Raw genomic sequence first — 15,169 nt, 5'->3', positions numbered from 1 at the left:
TCAATAAATCGATAATTCAATAATTAAAACTTGCTCACCTACCGCATAAGCCAAACCAAATATGCCTATGACCGCAAAGGGTCGGGTATCGACGGGCGATGGAACTCGTTGGGGCAGTATGTAATTTATACCGGCGGTTCCCTGGCGCTTTCCTGTTTAGAAAAACTTGCCCATTCGGTAGGTACGTCGTTACAAAGCGGCAATTTTTCGGTGATCATTATTGAGGTTCCGGATAAACTACCCATCGCCGAAATAACGATCAGCCAACTTACCAAACTCAACGAACAATGGGCCAAGGTGATTAATTACCCCATTACCCAACAGTTGGGCGATGAATGGCTGCATAAAATGGAAACCGCGATTTTAAAAGTGCCATCGGCAATTATCGACCTGGAATATAACTACCTGCTTAACCCGGCCCACCCGGATTTTGAAAAAATAAAAATTCGCAGCGTAAATAAATTTACTTTCGACCCACGGCTAAAAGCACAATAAAAGCCCTGGTATTTAAATTGATATAAATAGGTAAATGGTATAATTATGCTATACTTGTAATTTTACCAAACTTTAAAATGCCAAATAATAATGCCTGGCAAAATATTCACTTTTAGTTTTGCGCTCATTGTCCTGCTGTTTGGTTGCTCGGTATTATACGCGCAGGATAAAAGGTATATTCCGCTTGGGCACTCTAAGCTTAAAGATACTATTGTTGCCACCCCGGCTGATACGGCCAATGAAAAGGATATTATCGACGTTATCAGCTCAGTTTTTGTTAAGGCCGATAAAAATGCAAAAGTCGATTCCATCGGCACAAAACCTGTACTTTCTATTTTGCCGGCTTTCGGCTACACATTGCAAACATCCCTGGCGGCTACCATATCCGGCAACATTGCTTTTCGCACAGCGCCAAAGGCCCGCATCTCTACCATCACCATAAACCCGGCCTATACTCAAAAAAAACAAGTTATTGTACCACTACTGGCCAGCATCTGGACAAAGGATAACCAGCTTAATATTATCAGCGATTTAAGGTATTTTAAATACCCACAGAGCACCTTTGGTTTAGGCAGCCATTCAAACATGGTAAACGAAAATCCGCTTGATTTCTCTTTTTTCAGGATTAATGAAACGGTTTTGCGTAATATTGGCGGCAACTTTTTTGCCGGCCTGGGCTATATTTTTGACGACCGCTGGAACATGCAGGAAAAAGGCCAGTTAAATGGCGGCGTATCCGATTATGAAAAATATGGCCCGGTACCGCGCGCTATATCAACCGGTTTAACATTTAATGCACTATTTGATAGCCGCGATAATTCTATAAACCCGGCGCGGGGTTTTTATACAGCAATAACCTACCGGGATAATTTTACTTTTTTGGGTAGCACAAGGCCCTGGCGTTCGCTTATTATTGACATACGAAAGTACTACCATTTACCCGGCAATTCAGAAAATGTTTTTGCCATATGGTCATACAACTGGTTGATAATTAATGGCCGGCCCGCTTACCTGGAATTGCCTTCAACCGCCAACGATCAAAATTTTACTACCGGTCGTGGCTATATCCAGGGCCGTTTTCGCGGCGCCCAGATGATATATCTTGAAGGGGAGTATCGCTTTAAAATTACAAGCAATGGTTTATTGGGCGGTGTATTGTTTGTAAATGGCCAGTCGTTTTCTGCAGGGCCAGGTACCGGGTTGCAGGCACCACAACCTGGTTATGGACCGGGCTTGCGTATTAAGCTTAATAAAGTATCAAAAACAAATATCGCAATTGATTATGGCTTCGGCCGGCAGGGCTCCAGGGGATTGTTCATTAATGTAGGCGAAGTTTTTTAACGCCCCACCCCAAAGCTTTTTAAGGGTGTTTGTTAGTTAAATATGGGCATAATTTATAATATTCCGAAAAATAATATCGTAGCGGTGTTTATGTATCATATGGGCGTTAAAAAAAGTTAAATATTTACTAAATTAATTCCGGTTGATAAATTTTTAGAATTTTTATTGTTAGCTTTATGCATCAAATAACCTAATGAATAGCATCCGGTTTACTAAATGGTTTGTTTTATATGCTTTACTTATCTCGGTGGTGGTTTCATCATGTCAGAAAGATGAGAGTGTAAAGGATATGGAGACTGCCAAACCGGTAACGGCTGCTGATAGCACAGCCTTAGGTATTATTAATAACCCGGGTAATTTTTTGGCCGGAAAAGGAACGTTAAAAGTAACGATCGAGGATTCTACCTATACTTTTGATGCCGGAACAGATTCGATAGCATTCATTAACGTTCATAACGGCGATAACAAGTATTTTGGCATTACAGCCATCAACAAAGCGCATACCATGAGTTTTGGAATAAGCTCAGAAGGTTTTGCCTCTGCCAATATTAACAGCAAGGTTGCCGGCAGCCAGTTTTTGTTTACGGTTGATGAAAAAAAACCACTGCTGCAATACACGCTAACGAAATTTGTTGGCAAGGATGATTCGGGCAAAATAACTATTGATAAATACAACAAGGATAATATGATAGCAAAAGGTACATTCTTTACCTTTTTGGCTAAAGACGATAAAGAAAACTCGCCATTTTATCGTGTAGAAGGCAGTTTCGAGCTCCAGCTTAAATAATTATCATTTCATTTAATAGCCTTTATTTATAGTGTGAGTTAATATTGCTTGCGTAATTTAAAGGTAAAAAAGCCGTTGCAACCAAGCTATTTACAAAGGTAGCGGGTAAAATACCCCTTATTTTTTGTACCTTTATGCAAATTTTAAAGACATTGATGAAAGTATTTATTGCAGGGCTTCCTTTAGAAGTAGATGAGGCCGAATTAACAGCAGTTTTTGGTGATTTTGGGCCGGTTAAATCGCTCAGGATCATTAAAGACCGCGAAACAAAAGAGAGTAAGGGTTTTGGGTTTGTAGAGATGGTGAACGATAACGAAGCGAAGGAAGCGATAAGGTGTATGAATGGCGCAAGTTATTATGGACGCAGGATTACGGTTAACATAGCCGAAGACAAAGGGCCTGGTTTTAACGGCGGTGGCAACACCGGCGGAGGCAAAGGCGGTTTCAGGCGCAACTAAGAGCTTTAAAATTTATTCTTTTTTAGATATGAGCCGGGCTATGTCCGGCTTTTTTTGCGTCCGAAAATTGGGGTTAAACCCGCCCTGTTTTTCTTGTTTAAATGCAAGGTTTTAAATTTGATTATCTGATAGATAAATGCCTAATTTAGTATTACTTATAATACCAATTTCTTTGGCTTTCATATTTAAATTATATTATATGCCTAACCTATACAAATCTTTAAAATTTGGCACTTATAAGCCCTTAATGTCCTGGTTGTTTTACAAATTAACCTAAACAAGTGCAGGCGTCTGTAAAAGTATCGGCTATTTTAGTTTTGCTGTTATTTACGGCAATCATATCTTTTGGCCAGGCCCCGGATATCAGTTATCCAACTCCAAATGTTTACAAGATTAATACGATTATAACGGCGTTAAAGCCTTATAATACAGGTGGCGCGGTACCGGCAAATGCGTATGGTGGTGTTAGTACTTTTGCAGGTAGCGGCGTTATAGGTAATGTAAACGCGCAAGGTGCATTGGCATCATTTCATGCACCTGTGAGTGTTGTTACCGACAATGCCGGAAATGTTTATGTAGCCGATTCTCAAAATCACCAGGTCAGGAAAATTACGCCTGCCGGGGAAGTGTCTGTATTTGCGGGCGATGGCACACAAGGAAATGTTGACGGTAAAGGCATTGCTGCAAGGTTCTCGATCCCGGTGTATATAAGTAAAGATGTGGCCGGCAATCTATACGTTGGCGACGGCGTAAACTCAAGTATCCGGAAAATTACCATGGCGGCTGATGTATCGTCTCCTGCAACAGGTATTTATCAGCCTTATGGCGTGGCTGCAGATGCGTTGGGCAATTTATTTATATCGCAACCTTTTAATCATGTTATCTTAAAAATTACCCCCGGCGGCGTAAAAACGACATTTGCCGGCAGCGGCAACAGGGGGACACTCGATGGCAAAGGTATTGCGGCAAGTTTTAATGGCCCTACCGGGCTTGTTGCAGATGCTGCAGGTAATATATATGTTGCCGATGGCGGCAATTCTATAATCCGCAAAATTGCGCCCGATGGTACCGTAAGCACGTTTGCAGGTAACAGGAATATTGTAGGCGCTATTGATGGTAAAGGCATTAATGCAAGCTTTAATTTTCCCAATGGTTTAACAATTGATGCATTGGGGAATATATATGTTGCCGATACGGGGAATAATCTTATACGCAGAATAACACCCGATGGTGTGGTAACTACTGTAGCGGGCAGCTCATCGGGCAAGGTTAACGATATCGGAAAAAAAGCAAAGTTTTTTGCGCCGCTTGGTGTTGCCGTTGACGCCCTTGGTAATTTGTTTATAGCAGACCAGGGCAATAATATAATAAGAAAAATACAGGTAACCGGATACAGCATTGATAAGCCCTTGCCTGCCGGATTGATTTTTGACCCGGCAACAGGAGCTATCAGCGGAACACCATCAGAAGTATGGGCACCAACCCAATATACAGTTACGGCCTATAATTTAAGTGGAGAAAGCAGCTTCGCACTCATGATAGAGGTAAAGGCCAATGCTTTGCCCCCGGTGGTTAGTGCACCTGATATTAGCTACACTACCCCTAATGTGTACAAAAAAAATGCACTGATTGTACCGTTGAAGCCAACTAATACCGGCGGCGAGGTGCCTGCGACCATTTACGGCCAAACCGATGTGCTGGCCGGCACCGGTTTACATGGTGCGCAGGATGGCAACGCCAACCAGGCACAGTTTACAGAGCCGTATGGAATGACGACTGATGCCGAAGGCAATATTTACCTTGCCGATGCCGACAATTACCGTATCCGTAAAATTACGCCAGATGGTATAGTATCAACCCTTGCGCCTGATGGAATTCCGGGAGGGCCAAATTTTGCTTCGCCCAAATTTAACCTTCCGTATGGTATTGCCAGGGACGCGGCAGGTAATTTGTATGTTGCTAATTATGCTAAGCATAACATATTAAAGATAGTACCTGATGGAACGATTAGCGTATTTGCCGGCGGCTTGCTAATTGGAAGGCCCAAGGATGGACAAGGTACAGCGGCCAGTATTATAAACCCGAACGCCATAGCTATAGATGCTGCCGGCACCCTTTATGTATCTGACGGTAGTAACCTTATTCGTAAAATTTCGCCTACAGGCTATGTATATACGTTTGTGGGCAGCGGTGCAGCAGCCACTGTGGATGGCAAATACAATACAGCAAGCTTTAAACAGCCTGCAGGGATTGCGGTTGATGCCGCAGGCAACCTATATGTTGCCGAACAAGGAGGCAATGTTATAAGAAAAGTAAGCCCTTTTGGCGATGTAACAACTTTTGCAGGCAGCGGTACATTTGGTGCCGGCGACGGTACGGGTACAGCAGCAAAGTTTGCTTTCCCAACCGGTATCACAATTGATAAATCGGGAAACCTGTACGTAGCCGACCGGGGCAATGGTACAATAAGGAAAATAACGCCCGACCAGGTGGTTACCACTATTGCAGGCGGGGGGCCAAGGGGCACCCAGAGTGGAGTTGGAACAGGTGTTTATTTTAGTAGCCCGGCAGGCATAACTTTGGGCCCCGATGGCAATTTGATTGTATCTGAATTTGACGGCAATTATTTAAAAAAAGTAATAACCACGGGCTACACTATTGATAAGGTCCTACCTGCAGGTTTGGTGTTTGATCCTAAAACAGGCATTATAACTGGAACGCCAACAGTGATATGGCCAGCTACCGATTATGTTGTTACAGCTTACAACGCCGGAGGGAGTAGCAGCTTTACGCTAAACATTGAAGTAAGGGAATTTGTGGGCAACATTACTGCATCGGCAGTAACTGGTGATATAAATATTTGCGAGGGGGCGCCTTCAAATTATCTGCAATTTACGGTTGAGGGTACAAATTTAGCTTCAAATATAGATGTTACCCCCCCGGCCGGTTTCCAGGTTTCCGCCAGCCCGGCGGCGGGTTATAGTGATTTTATGTTCCTTGTATTGCAGGGCAATAAGGTTAAGCCCATAACACTGTATGTGAAATTAAAAAATAACTCACCTGCCGCGTCATATGCAGCTGAGTTGATATTATCATCAGCCGATGCAGGAAATGTTAATGTGCCGCTTACCGCCCAGGTAAACAAATTGCCGGTAGTTAACCCGGTTGTAAACCCGCAACCTTATTGCGATGGTGCGGTAACATCACCCATACTTTTTACGGGTACCGGCGATGTTTATAGCTGGACAAATGATAACCCGGCTATTGGTCTGCCGGCTGGAGGTACAGGAAATATAACTTTTACAGCTATTAATAAAACCAGCTTGCCTTTAATGGCCACTATCACCGTTACGCCCAATTCGGCCACGGGCTTAATGTGCGCCGGTAAACCGGTTACTTTTACCATAAAAGTTAACCCCGCGGCAACGCCAACGGTTGTCATCAACCAGGTTAATATACCGTGTGCCGGTCAGTTAGTATCTTTTAATGCTACGGCAGCCAATGCAGGTGCCAATCCTGCATATCAATGGCAGGTAAACGGGGCCAATGCAGGAACTGATAACGCAGTTTTTAACAGCAGCACTTTACAGGCCAATGATGCAGTTACCTGTACCGTAACGGCTGCGGACTTGCTTTGCAGTGCACCAGTTACGTCAAATACACTCAGGGTATCTTATAGGCCCGACGCCGCCCCGCCAACGGTAAGTATTGATAAGACAGGTGACATTAGCGGCTGCGCGGGCGGTAGCTTAGTGTTTACGGCTACAGCAGTAAATGAAGGCCTTAATCCAACTTATCAGTGGCTTTTAAACGGCTTGCCGGTTGTTAACAACTCCGGCAAAACTTATAGCACTAATACATTGGCCAACGGCGACATGGTAACCTGCACAGTTATCAACAATGATGGCTGCACACCAATTGTTTCACAGGTATCGGCACCAGCAAATATTATTATAACACCGGTACAGGTAAGTACCGTAACCATTAGTTCATCGGTTGCTATACCCATATGTGCAGCCAGCACGGTTACTTTTACCCCGTTGCCTACCAATTATCAAACATCTGAAGGCTTACCTACCTATGTTTGGTATTTGAATGGCGCTCCGGTTGGCAGTGCCGATACTTATACCACTAATACCGTTACCGACGGTGACGAGGTATATTGCCTTATGACTACATATGGTAAATGTGTTACGCCTGCACCTGTTCAATCAAACATAATTAAAGTACTGATAAAGCCGGTTATTTTGCCAACGGTTAGTATTAATCCGAACGGGACAGTCAGCTCGTGTTCGGGAGCTGCGCTTTCTTTGACCGCCACGGCCACTAACGCGGGTAGTAACCCAACTTACCAATGGATGGTAAACGGGCAGCAAATTAATAATCCGGGCAGTGTGTATGCCACCAGTACGTTGGCCGGGGGCGATAAAGTGACGTGCATGGTTGTAAATAACGATGGTTGCACACCTGTTTCCTCGCCGGTATCTGAAGTTGCAAATATTATTGCCGATCCTGTTCAGGTGAGTACGGTTACTATAGCGGCATCGGTGCCTATGCCTGTATGCCAGGGTAAAGAAATAACTTTTACACCTACACCGGCAAACTATCAAACCGGTAGCGGTGTGCCAACGTACTTATGGTATTTAAATAGCGCACTGGTAAGCAACAGCGATACTTATACTACTAAGATGTTAGCTGATGGCGACCAGGTGTATTGTGTTATGACTACGTATGGCAAATGTGTTGCCCCCACGCCGGCCCAATCAAACATCATCGATATAAGCCTTAAGCCCGAAGCTGGTTGTATCATAGCGCCCATAGTTATACCCAATGCATTTACGCCCAATGGCGATGGCCGTAATGATACCTGGAGCATACCGGCGCTGGCAAATTATCCGGGATGCATAGTAAACGTGTTTAACCGTCATGGTATTTCGGTATTCAGATCGGTAGATTATAAACAGGCCTGGAACGGAAATTACAATAACGGTATTGTACCATCCGGAACGTACTATTATATCATCGAGCCCCAAAAAGGGCACGCGAAATTATCCGGGTATGTAGTTGTTATAAGATAACAGGATAAAAGCAAAATAAGCAAAGCCCGCTGCTTAAAGCAAGTCGTTTTTTATTTGGGTAAAGTAAATTAGCAGGCCTGCGATAATTCGGCACTATTAACGCCGAATTTATCCAATAAGTTATCGAGTTTGCTATTTAGCTCATTTAACTGAATTTTACCTTCGTTAAAGGCTTGGGTCAGTTGTGCTATGTCAAATTCAATGTCAGACAAAACGGTGGTTTTGTTTTCTGGCTTACTCTGCCTAAGCTGTTGCTGATTTTCCAACGCGTTGATTTTATATTCGGCAGCGGTAAGCAGGTAAAGTTGTTGCACATCATCTGTATAAATGTTGTTACTTACTTTACTAACTTGTTGTTTGTTAAACATTACTAAAATAATTGCGGCAACGATACCACTAATTAAAAGCGACATTACAGGATCCATCTTTATTCTTCTCTTCGTTTATAATTTAGTTTGCCCGGCTTTGGAGTATTAGCTGTGGCATTGGCTGAAATAAATATATGGCTATTGTGTATGAATGTTTAATATGTGTTAATAAATTGGTCAAATGTTAATAACTATTTGGCAAACGCCAGTTATTAAGTGGTTTATAGCCGATAATTCCGGTATTTATTGGCGTTTGCCGGTAATTTTTTACGTGACAACAAATGCTTTAATCAAGCCTTTTTTCGTAGCAATAAAATGTTAGCCCCGGCCTGAAACCCAGGTTAATTTCTCCGGCAAAAATGTATCCTAATTTAGGGAATAGCTTTTGTGTAGCCTGGTTATGCATGTTGGTATCAATTCGTAGCGTTTTTATACCGCGGCTAATCGCTTCCAGTTCGGCCTGTTGTAATAAAGCGGCGGCTATACCCCGGCCACGATACCGGGGGAGTACTGCAAGCCTGTGGGTAACAATTGCAGTTTCGGTAATATCCCAGCCTGCCTGAGCGTATTCGGGCTCCTGGTTGGTGGTTATGGCGGCAACGCCGGCAATAAGGCTATCTATTTCGGCCACCCAAAGGCAACCCTGTGCTATATCATCGGTGAAAACGCCGGTATTGGGGTAGGCATTGTCCCACTGAAGGTTGCCCGAAGCTATCATGCCCGGGATAACACCGGCGATAAGCTGCATTATAAAAGGAATGTCATTAAAGGTAGCGAGCCTGATAAGCATAATTAAAGTTAAGCATGGCAGATTAATTGGTGAAATTAAAATTAATACACTTCTATGGGATAAACACCACAAGAAATTTACAAAGCATAATTGCCACGCAAATGATAGTTGTTGTTTTATTTTGAAATTGATCGGTGCCGGGCATGTGCATGTTTAGTTTGCAGCTGCGCTATTACCAGGCAAACTAAAAAAGCCAGCATTCCGTAAAAGAGAACGTTTTGCAAGGCACTGCCAACGCTGAGTTGGTGGGAGATAAATTGTGATGCCCTGCTTGCCATAATGTGTTGCTATATTAGATAAACGAAGTGCTTATTAAATTGTTATACAACTTTTAGGAATTTTATAAGGGTTTAAGCTTTTATTTTAATACAAATACCGGTGCAATATAAATCGATTATTGCAGGGTAGTAGTCCGTTTGTTTATATCTTTGCCGGGGTATATAAATAGCGGGCATTAAAGGTAAATAATAAAATATGATTCCCGAAGAATTTTTGAAACAAATAAAAAGGGAATCGGCTGATATAGAGGGCTTAACTAAGCGCAACTATTTTGCGCACCTTGATAAGATGTTTAAAATGGTGGCTTACGATGGCAATCGTTTAAATAAAAAGCACAACCTTATGATTGCCCCTTATCTGCAATATTTGAGTGATACCAGCCGGAATGACTTCAGGGAAGGCCTATCCCAGGCCGAAGTTGACGAACTGGTTGAGAGCGTGAAGACAGATCTCGACTGTATCATTTTCAGGATGAGTGCTCCAATGGCTTGAATGCAGTATCTACATACTCCACAATCTGCACATCTGAAATCTACATATAGTTTTTTTTCTTATTAATGATTATGTTTTTTATGAATGTCTTTTACCAGGCAAAGCTTTTTGATATCGGCAACGTTGATAGGGAAGGGGGCGTACTTCAGGCGGTTGCCAACCATCTCGGTAGTATTATCTGAGTGTGCTATCACTTCATCCGGCTTATCGCCGGCCAGCAGCCTTTTATACATGCGATAATCGCCCCATTCAATGTAATATACCTCGCCGGGTAATATTTTCTTATCGTGAATAATTTTTAAGGCTACCCAACAGCCATTCTCCAGGTACGGGTACATGGAGTGCCCCCAAACGGGCAATGCAAAATCGCAATCCTCGATACCCGGAAAGTTCATACGCCCAACAGGTTGGGAATCATTTATATCATTATAGACCTCGACACCCGAGGCGGTTGCAATAATTTCATACATTGGAATGCCTTCCTTTGTTTTGTTTTCTGTATTTTTTTCTTTATTTATGATCTTATGTTCGCAAGATATGAATTCTTTGTATTTTTCTTTAAAAATTCTGAATTTATCCGGATCGATATTTTGCCTGCTCTTTACAATTTCGGTGATGGAGCTGGGCGAGTTAAAACCTAACGCTTCTGCAAGTTGCGCGTTGCCTGCAAACGCTTTTCCCTTCAATTGAGTATATAATATAATAAACTCCAGCGTCTCCGGGCGAATGGTTTTGATTTTATTTGGTTTTAATGCATCATCCATATAGATATTTTTTTACAGATTTTTCTTGATTATATTAAAGATAATTCTTTATATTTGTCGTGTTCTCTTTTGCTAATTTAAGACAAATTAAATCAAAAACAAATTTAATTACATGGAATTTACAGAAGTGTAATACAGAAATATTTAATCGATTAATTACAGAAAATCTAAATAAACCAAAATCTACACATATGCATATTGCCTACTCTGCACTAAATCAACCAAATGGAACAGCGGTATTTTCACCAGACCCCAATAATGATAATAGCGATTTGCCCGAGCCGCTGCTTCGTTACCAGGCCTACCTTGCTGCCTGCCAAAAACTAAGTAAAGAGATCATAGCTATTCAAAAATACAGCCCAGGCTGGCAGCCCGCTTTCCGTTGAGCAGTTTGCCGTTGCCGGTTTGCAGTTAGCAGAGTTGCAATAGTTTACACGATAAGGGCATAATATCCAATGAACTAATGAACCAGTGAACCAATAAACTAACAAAAAATGAAAATTACACAAAAACTAAAAGACCAATTATGGTGGATGATTATATCTGTTGATTATGATTATAGCCGCATAGCTATTGCCGATCACGAGCTTACCGATGATGCTTTGATTTTATGGCTGGAGGACAAACAGGATTTTAAAAACTCGCTGGATGAATGTTTGCTGCTGGATGTAAAGGCCCGTGATTTTGCAAAAATAATCAGGGCCGAGAACCTGAACAGCTACGAAGGCAGCAAAATGCACCCCACAAAAAACTTTGTTTATAAAGCCCGTATTGAAATTAACAGCCCGCTTAAATGGTATCAGGAAGATGCTTCGGGCGTTGAGCAACAATGGGCGCGCGAAGCAACATTAAAAGCTATACTTACTCAACTTGTAGAAACAGAGGCTGCTGGTACCTATGATTGATTTATGCCATTTGGAATTATATACATATTGAAAATGGCATCAACCAATTTGAATACGGTCCGCTATTATCGAGGTTTATTCTTCAGTGTGCACCAAAAAATGAATTAAAATCAGCATGTTAAACATTTATCGTGCTGATTTTAACTGCCATCAATTCGCTTCCGGTTTAATAATTTCATCACCAGTAATAGGTGATTTCTGCGGGCTTATTTTACTTTTACCTGTTGTTGTTCTTTTTCCAGTTGCTCTATCAATTCCTCTACTTCGCTTAGCGCCTCTGCCGGCTGGCTGGCATAATTGAGTTTGCGGAAACGCCACTGGGCAAATGCGGGCTCCTGGAAACGATTTATCAGTTTAAAAAATTTGGGGAAATTGTGTACTTCTTCCAGTAATACGCCGGTGACAATGCCATTATTATCCAGTATCTCGCGAATGGTATATTCCTTATCCCGGGTTATCCAAATCTCAAAATCGCGGCGTATCTCTTCGCTTTTTTCGGGATCTATCTTATCGTTAATGCAAATTACCTTGTCTCCTGGTTTCATATCGTTATAAGCGTTTTAAAATGGTGTTTTGTTTTCGCCATATTAAGTACGATACAAAGTACTGCTTTTTAAATCAAATTTTAAAAGCACCCGGGCTAAATTACAGCGTAATAAAACAATTATAAAGTGTCAAAAGCCGGGCCTTTATTTAACCATTCATTAAGCTGTTAACAACTTTTATTAAATAAGCCGTAACCAATAGTTTCAATTAAGCGTATTAACAGTAGTATTCAAATTTATTTTAATGTTATGGACGCTTTTTACTTTTTCGTAATCCTGGGATCGGCTGCTGTATTTTTAATATTACATTTTGATAAACAACAGCGCCGTAAAGTAAATAAAATACTACATCAAACCAGCGATGTTGAACCATTGCTGCTGATGCAAAGCCTTGGCCAAAAGCTGGATAGGTTAAATAATGCCCTCAATAAAACTGTTGTACCAGTAAATATCGAACAACAACTCGATAAATTTACTTCTGATTATAAATCGGGTCGGATAAGTATTACCACCTACAATAAACATCTTAGCGAATTACTACGCACGGTAGAAGTTCATTAGTTTGTTCGTTCATTGGTTCACTTGTTCATTAGTTCATTGGTCTTTTCTGGCGGGGTTGCAAGATAGATACAAGGCATTCAGCCAAAAAGCCCTTTGTTCACTATACCCGCGTTCCAATGAACCAATAAACTAATGAACCAGTGAACCAATAAACTAATAAACAAATTGTTTATTATTGCAGGCATAATATGTCTGACGAAGCAATCATAAAACGGCTAAAAGTAATTGTACAGGAGCATGGCGGCCAAATGGGCCTGGCCACTGCTATTGGTGTCGACCAGGGTTTTATCAGCAAGGTGGTAAACAAAAAACAGGACATCAGTTATTACCTTATTCGTAAACTTTGTTTTCAGCTTAAATACTCGCCCGAATGGCTCATCCTTGGCACAGGCGAAAAAAAAATCAATAAACCCGAGTCGGCCAAGCTAATTACCGAAATACAAATGATGCGTACCGAAGTAGATATTCTTCAGGCCAGGATGCGCGCTTATGAAATGGAGCTAAAAGAATTGCGCCAACAGCTGCAGGGCAATGATAGAAAAGCGGGTTAATAAGTAAAATTAAAAATATAGTGGCCGGGCTTCGTGAAGATGCCCGGCTTTTTTATTTTATATTCTGTAGTATATAAGATCTCCTAATTAATTTCACATTTGTTCTTTTATCAAATAGAAATCAATGAGTTAGCTTTAAGCTTTGTGCATTCTGCTTTTAGCTTCTACACATTATCAGCAAAATTGCTTTTTGTACTCGGTGGGGCTCAGGCCTTTATATTTTTTGAATATTTTGTTAAGATGGCTTTCGTCGGCAAAATTGAGTTCGTTAACAATTTCGTTTATACGCATATCGCTGTGTAACAACCTCATTTCAATCAGCCTTATTTTATACATCGAAATGTACTGCTGTAATGTATCGCCGGTTTGTTTCTTAAAATAACGGCCCAGGTAGCTTAACGAGATGCCAAAGTGCCGCCCCAGGTTTTCGGCCCTCAGCTTTTTGGGGTCGAATATGTTTTCCTGTATGTAATGCAAAATCTCCAATACCGTTTCGCCGGTGTTTTCCTTAATGTTTTTAGGAAGTTTCAGTGCTATATTGCGGGCAACTATCGTGATAATGGTATTCACTATCTGGGTGATAATGGTATCGCAATAAATTTGTTGATTTGTTTGTTCCTGGATAATGCTTTCAACCAAATTGGCTATCAGCGGCTTATCAACTTTGTTTTTTAAAATACAGCCCGGCCGGTGGCTTGCATTTTGAAGGATATACTCCATCCTTTGTATCATCGCTTTATCTTTTGATGCGCTACCTTGCACGTAGTATTCATTAAACCGCAGGAAAAAGAATTTGGTTACCGTATTTATTTCAAAAGAATGTGTATCCTGTGGGGTTAATAAAAACAAATTACCCTTACGATAATTGAACTTGTTTTTATTGATGAATTGCACGCCCGTGCCGTCTACAATATATATCAGCTCAAAAAAGTTGTTGCTCCTTGTTACTTTGGGAAAATGCTCCAATACCTTAAAATCAACTTCAAACGGACGATATAAATTCTCTTTTTTCATCAATTCAAAAATACAGAATTAGTGAAAAAACTTACAGGAGATGCATGCCAATATCTGTATAAATTTGCATCATCAGAATGAATTTAGATGTACTACGGAAACATTTGAGCTATACAAGTAGAACATTGAGAGATAAAAAATTAACAAAATCATGAAAAAAATAACATTTATGCTGCTGGTAATTTTTGCAGCGACTAACCTGTACGCCCAGGAAAATAAGAAGCCGTTAACCGAAGAGTTAACAGGTACCTGGACGCTTGTATCTGTTGATAACATTTACCCGGATGGCAGCAAGGTGCATCCTTATGGCGATAATCCGCAGGGGCTGCTGATATTTGATGCTCAGGGAAACTACGCCATCCAGATTTATAAAGCATTACGGACGCAGGTTGCATCGGGTGATAAAAATAAGAGTACACCCGAAGAAAATGCGGCAATGGTACAGGGTAGCAACGCGCATTTCGGCAGGTATTCGGTTGATGAAAAAAGCAAAACCATTGTTTTTAACATAGCTCATGCATCGTTCCCTAATTGGGAGGGTACTGTACAAAAGCGCTCATACACCTATACGGGCAGTCAAATTAAATATGTGGTAACGCACACTACCCAGGGCGGGCAGGCTGTTATTGCCGAGGTTGCCTGGCGCAGGCTGTAATAAATGGGTTAAAAACCATTCTTTTTTATTTCGAGCTTCAGGCTGAAGTCAATTCAAGCCTTGCAAATTGATATTATCTTAAACTT

Annotated in this window: 16 protein-coding genes; 11 read left to right on the top strand and 5 right to left on the bottom strand. The window is 41.4% G+C overall.

Going from position 1 to position 15,169, the window contains the following annotated elements; translation table 11 throughout:
- Positions 1 to 30 precede the first annotated feature (30 nt).
- From BMX56_RS18225 to BMX56_RS18205, 5 genes are all read left to right on the top strand, one after another.
- Positions 31 to 495 (top strand): RES family NAD+ phosphorylase, encoded by a 465-nt coding sequence (locus tag BMX56_RS18225; protein ID WP_090651111.1) that lies wholly within the window; start codon positions 31 to 33, stop codon positions 493 to 495.
- Positions 496 to 585: 90 nt separating this feature from the next.
- Positions 586 to 1,836, top strand: a complete 1,251-nt coding sequence (locus BMX56_RS18220; protein WP_090651110.1) for a BamA/TamA family outer membrane protein — start codon at positions 586 to 588, stop codon at positions 1,834 to 1,836.
- Positions 1,837 to 2,029: 193 nt separating this feature from the next.
- Positions 2,030 to 2,623 (top strand): hypothetical protein, encoded by a 594-nt coding sequence (locus tag BMX56_RS18215; protein ID WP_090651109.1) that lies wholly within the window; start codon positions 2,030 to 2,032, stop codon positions 2,621 to 2,623.
- Between the two features lie 155 nt (positions 2,624 to 2,778).
- A complete protein-coding gene (locus BMX56_RS18210) occupies positions 2,779 to 3,081 on the top strand; it encodes an RNA recognition motif domain-containing protein (protein WP_090651108.1) in 303 nt (100 codons plus the stop codon).
- Positions 3,082 to 3,362: 281 nt separating this feature from the next.
- Positions 3,363 to 8,159 (top strand): NHL domain-containing protein, encoded by a 4,797-nt coding sequence (locus tag BMX56_RS18205; RefSeq protein ID WP_090651107.1) that lies wholly within the window; start codon positions 3,363 to 3,365, stop codon positions 8,157 to 8,159.
- A gap of 68 nt (positions 8,160 to 8,227) precedes the next feature.
- Here the strand turns inward: BMX56_RS18205 and BMX56_RS18200 are convergent, their stop codons facing one another.
- Entirely contained in the window at positions 8,228 to 8,572 is a 345-nt protein-coding gene (locus BMX56_RS18200; protein WP_143065469.1) for a hypothetical protein, read from the bottom strand.
- A gap of 241 nt (positions 8,573 to 8,813) precedes the next feature.
- Positions 8,814 to 9,317: a GNAT family N-acetyltransferase gene (locus BMX56_RS18195; RefSeq protein ID WP_090651105.1), complete on the bottom strand. Its 504-nt coding sequence runs from the start codon at positions 9,315 to 9,317 to the stop codon at positions 8,814 to 8,816.
- 474 nt (positions 9,318 to 9,791) lie between these two features.
- On the opposite strand from BMX56_RS18195, the gene BMX56_RS18190 reads away from it, so the two are divergent.
- The gene (locus tag BMX56_RS18190) at positions 9,792 to 10,088 is read left to right on the top strand and encodes a hypothetical protein (RefSeq protein ID WP_090651104.1); all 297 of its coding nucleotides are present in this window, start codon (positions 9,792 to 9,794) and stop codon (positions 10,086 to 10,088) included.
- 62 nt (positions 10,089 to 10,150) lie between these two features.
- Here the strand turns inward: BMX56_RS18190 and BMX56_RS18185 are convergent, their stop codons facing one another.
- Positions 10,151 to 10,852 (bottom strand): S24 family peptidase, encoded by a 702-nt coding sequence (locus BMX56_RS18185; RefSeq protein WP_090651103.1) that lies wholly within the window; start codon positions 10,850 to 10,852, stop codon positions 10,151 to 10,153.
- A 191-nt stretch (positions 10,853 to 11,043) separates the two neighbouring features.
- On the opposite strand from BMX56_RS18185, the gene BMX56_RS18180 reads away from it, so the two are divergent.
- Both BMX56_RS18180 and BMX56_RS18175 read left to right on the top strand, forming a co-directional pair.
- The gene (locus BMX56_RS18180; protein WP_090651102.1) at positions 11,044 to 11,238 is read left to right on the top strand and encodes a hypothetical protein; all 195 of its coding nucleotides are present in this window, start codon (positions 11,044 to 11,046) and stop codon (positions 11,236 to 11,238) included.
- A gap of 108 nt (positions 11,239 to 11,346) precedes the next feature.
- Complete coding sequence (locus BMX56_RS18175; RefSeq protein WP_143065468.1) at positions 11,347 to 11,757, top strand: hypothetical protein; 411 nt, start codon at positions 11,347 to 11,349, stop codon at positions 11,755 to 11,757.
- A gap of 206 nt (positions 11,758 to 11,963) precedes the next feature.
- Here BMX56_RS18175 and BMX56_RS18170 read toward each other — a convergent pair whose 3' ends face one another.
- Positions 11,964 to 12,302 (bottom strand): hypothetical protein, encoded by a 339-nt coding sequence (locus BMX56_RS18170; RefSeq protein ID WP_090651100.1) that lies wholly within the window; start codon positions 12,300 to 12,302, stop codon positions 11,964 to 11,966.
- Between the two features lie 249 nt (positions 12,303 to 12,551).
- Between BMX56_RS18170 and BMX56_RS18165 the strand changes: the two genes are divergently transcribed.
- Both BMX56_RS18165 and BMX56_RS18160 read left to right on the top strand, forming a co-directional pair.
- Positions 12,552 to 12,863, top strand: a complete 312-nt coding sequence (locus BMX56_RS18165; RefSeq protein WP_090651099.1) for a hypothetical protein — start codon at positions 12,552 to 12,554, stop codon at positions 12,861 to 12,863.
- A gap of 188 nt (positions 12,864 to 13,051) precedes the next feature.
- Positions 13,052 to 13,414, top strand: a complete 363-nt coding sequence (locus tag BMX56_RS18160) for a helix-turn-helix domain-containing protein (RefSeq protein WP_090651098.1) — start codon at positions 13,052 to 13,054, stop codon at positions 13,412 to 13,414.
- A 174-nt stretch (positions 13,415 to 13,588) separates the two neighbouring features.
- Here the strand turns inward: BMX56_RS18160 and BMX56_RS18155 are convergent, their stop codons facing one another.
- Positions 13,589 to 14,428: an AraC family transcriptional regulator gene (locus BMX56_RS18155; RefSeq protein ID WP_090651097.1), complete on the bottom strand. Its 840-nt coding sequence runs from the start codon at positions 14,426 to 14,428 to the stop codon at positions 13,589 to 13,591.
- A 151-nt stretch (positions 14,429 to 14,579) separates the two neighbouring features.
- Here BMX56_RS18155 and BMX56_RS18150 point away from each other — a divergent pair, with 151 nt between their 5' ends.
- Positions 14,580 to 15,083, top strand: a complete 504-nt coding sequence (locus BMX56_RS18150; protein ID WP_090651096.1) for a lipocalin-like domain-containing protein — start codon at positions 14,580 to 14,582, stop codon at positions 15,081 to 15,083.
- The last annotated feature ends 86 nt before the right edge of the window (positions 15,084 to 15,169 follow it).

Source organism: Mucilaginibacter sp. OK283, from assembly GCF_900110415.1.
Lineage (GTDB): Bacteria > Bacteroidota > Bacteroidia > Sphingobacteriales > Sphingobacteriaceae > Mucilaginibacter.
Note: the sequence above shows the minus strand (reverse complement) of the source record. Positions and strands in the feature narration are given on the sequence as shown.

Bases quoted from the DNA above. Each gene is read 5' to 3' on its own strand.
- BMX56_RS18195 (WP_090651105.1), bottom strand. From the start codon at position 9,317: ATGCTTATCAGGCTCGCTACCTTTAATGACATTCCTTTTATAATGCAG.
- BMX56_RS18185 (WP_090651103.1), bottom strand. From the start codon at position 10,852: ATGGATGATGCATTAAAACCAAATAAAATCAAAACCATTCGCCCGGAG.
- BMX56_RS18200 (WP_143065469.1), bottom strand. From the start codon at position 8,572: ATGTCGCTTTTAATTAGTGGTATCGTTGCCGCAATTATTTTAGTAATG.
- BMX56_RS18215 (WP_090651109.1), top strand. From the start codon at position 2,030: ATGAATAGCATCCGGTTTACTAAATGGTTTGTTTTATATGCTTTACTT.
- BMX56_RS18180 (WP_090651102.1), top strand. From the start codon at position 11,044: ATGCATATTGCCTACTCTGCACTAAATCAACCAAATGGAACAGCGGTA.
- BMX56_RS18210 (WP_090651108.1), top strand. From the start codon at position 2,779: ATGAAAGTATTTATTGCAGGGCTTCCTTTAGAAGTAGATGAGGCCGAA.
- BMX56_RS18165 (WP_090651099.1), top strand. From the start codon at position 12,552: ATGGACGCTTTTTACTTTTTCGTAATCCTGGGATCGGCTGCTGTATTT.
- BMX56_RS18175 (WP_143065468.1), top strand. From the start codon at position 11,347: ATGAAAATTACACAAAAACTAAAAGACCAATTATGGTGGATGATTATA.
- BMX56_RS18155 (WP_090651097.1), bottom strand. From the start codon at position 14,428: ATGAAAAAAGAGAATTTATATCGTCCGTTTGAAGTTGATTTTAAGGTA.
- BMX56_RS18190 (WP_090651104.1), top strand. From the start codon at position 9,792: ATGATTCCCGAAGAATTTTTGAAACAAATAAAAAGGGAATCGGCTGAT.
- BMX56_RS18220 (WP_090651110.1), top strand. From the start codon at position 586: ATGCCTGGCAAAATATTCACTTTTAGTTTTGCGCTCATTGTCCTGCTG.
- BMX56_RS18150 (WP_090651096.1), top strand. From the start codon at position 14,580: ATGAAAAAAATAACATTTATGCTGCTGGTAATTTTTGCAGCGACTAAC.
- BMX56_RS18160 (WP_090651098.1), top strand. From the start codon at position 13,052: ATGTCTGACGAAGCAATCATAAAACGGCTAAAAGTAATTGTACAGGAG.
- BMX56_RS18170 (WP_090651100.1), bottom strand. From the start codon at position 12,302: ATGAAACCAGGAGACAAGGTAATTTGCATTAACGATAAGATAGATCCC.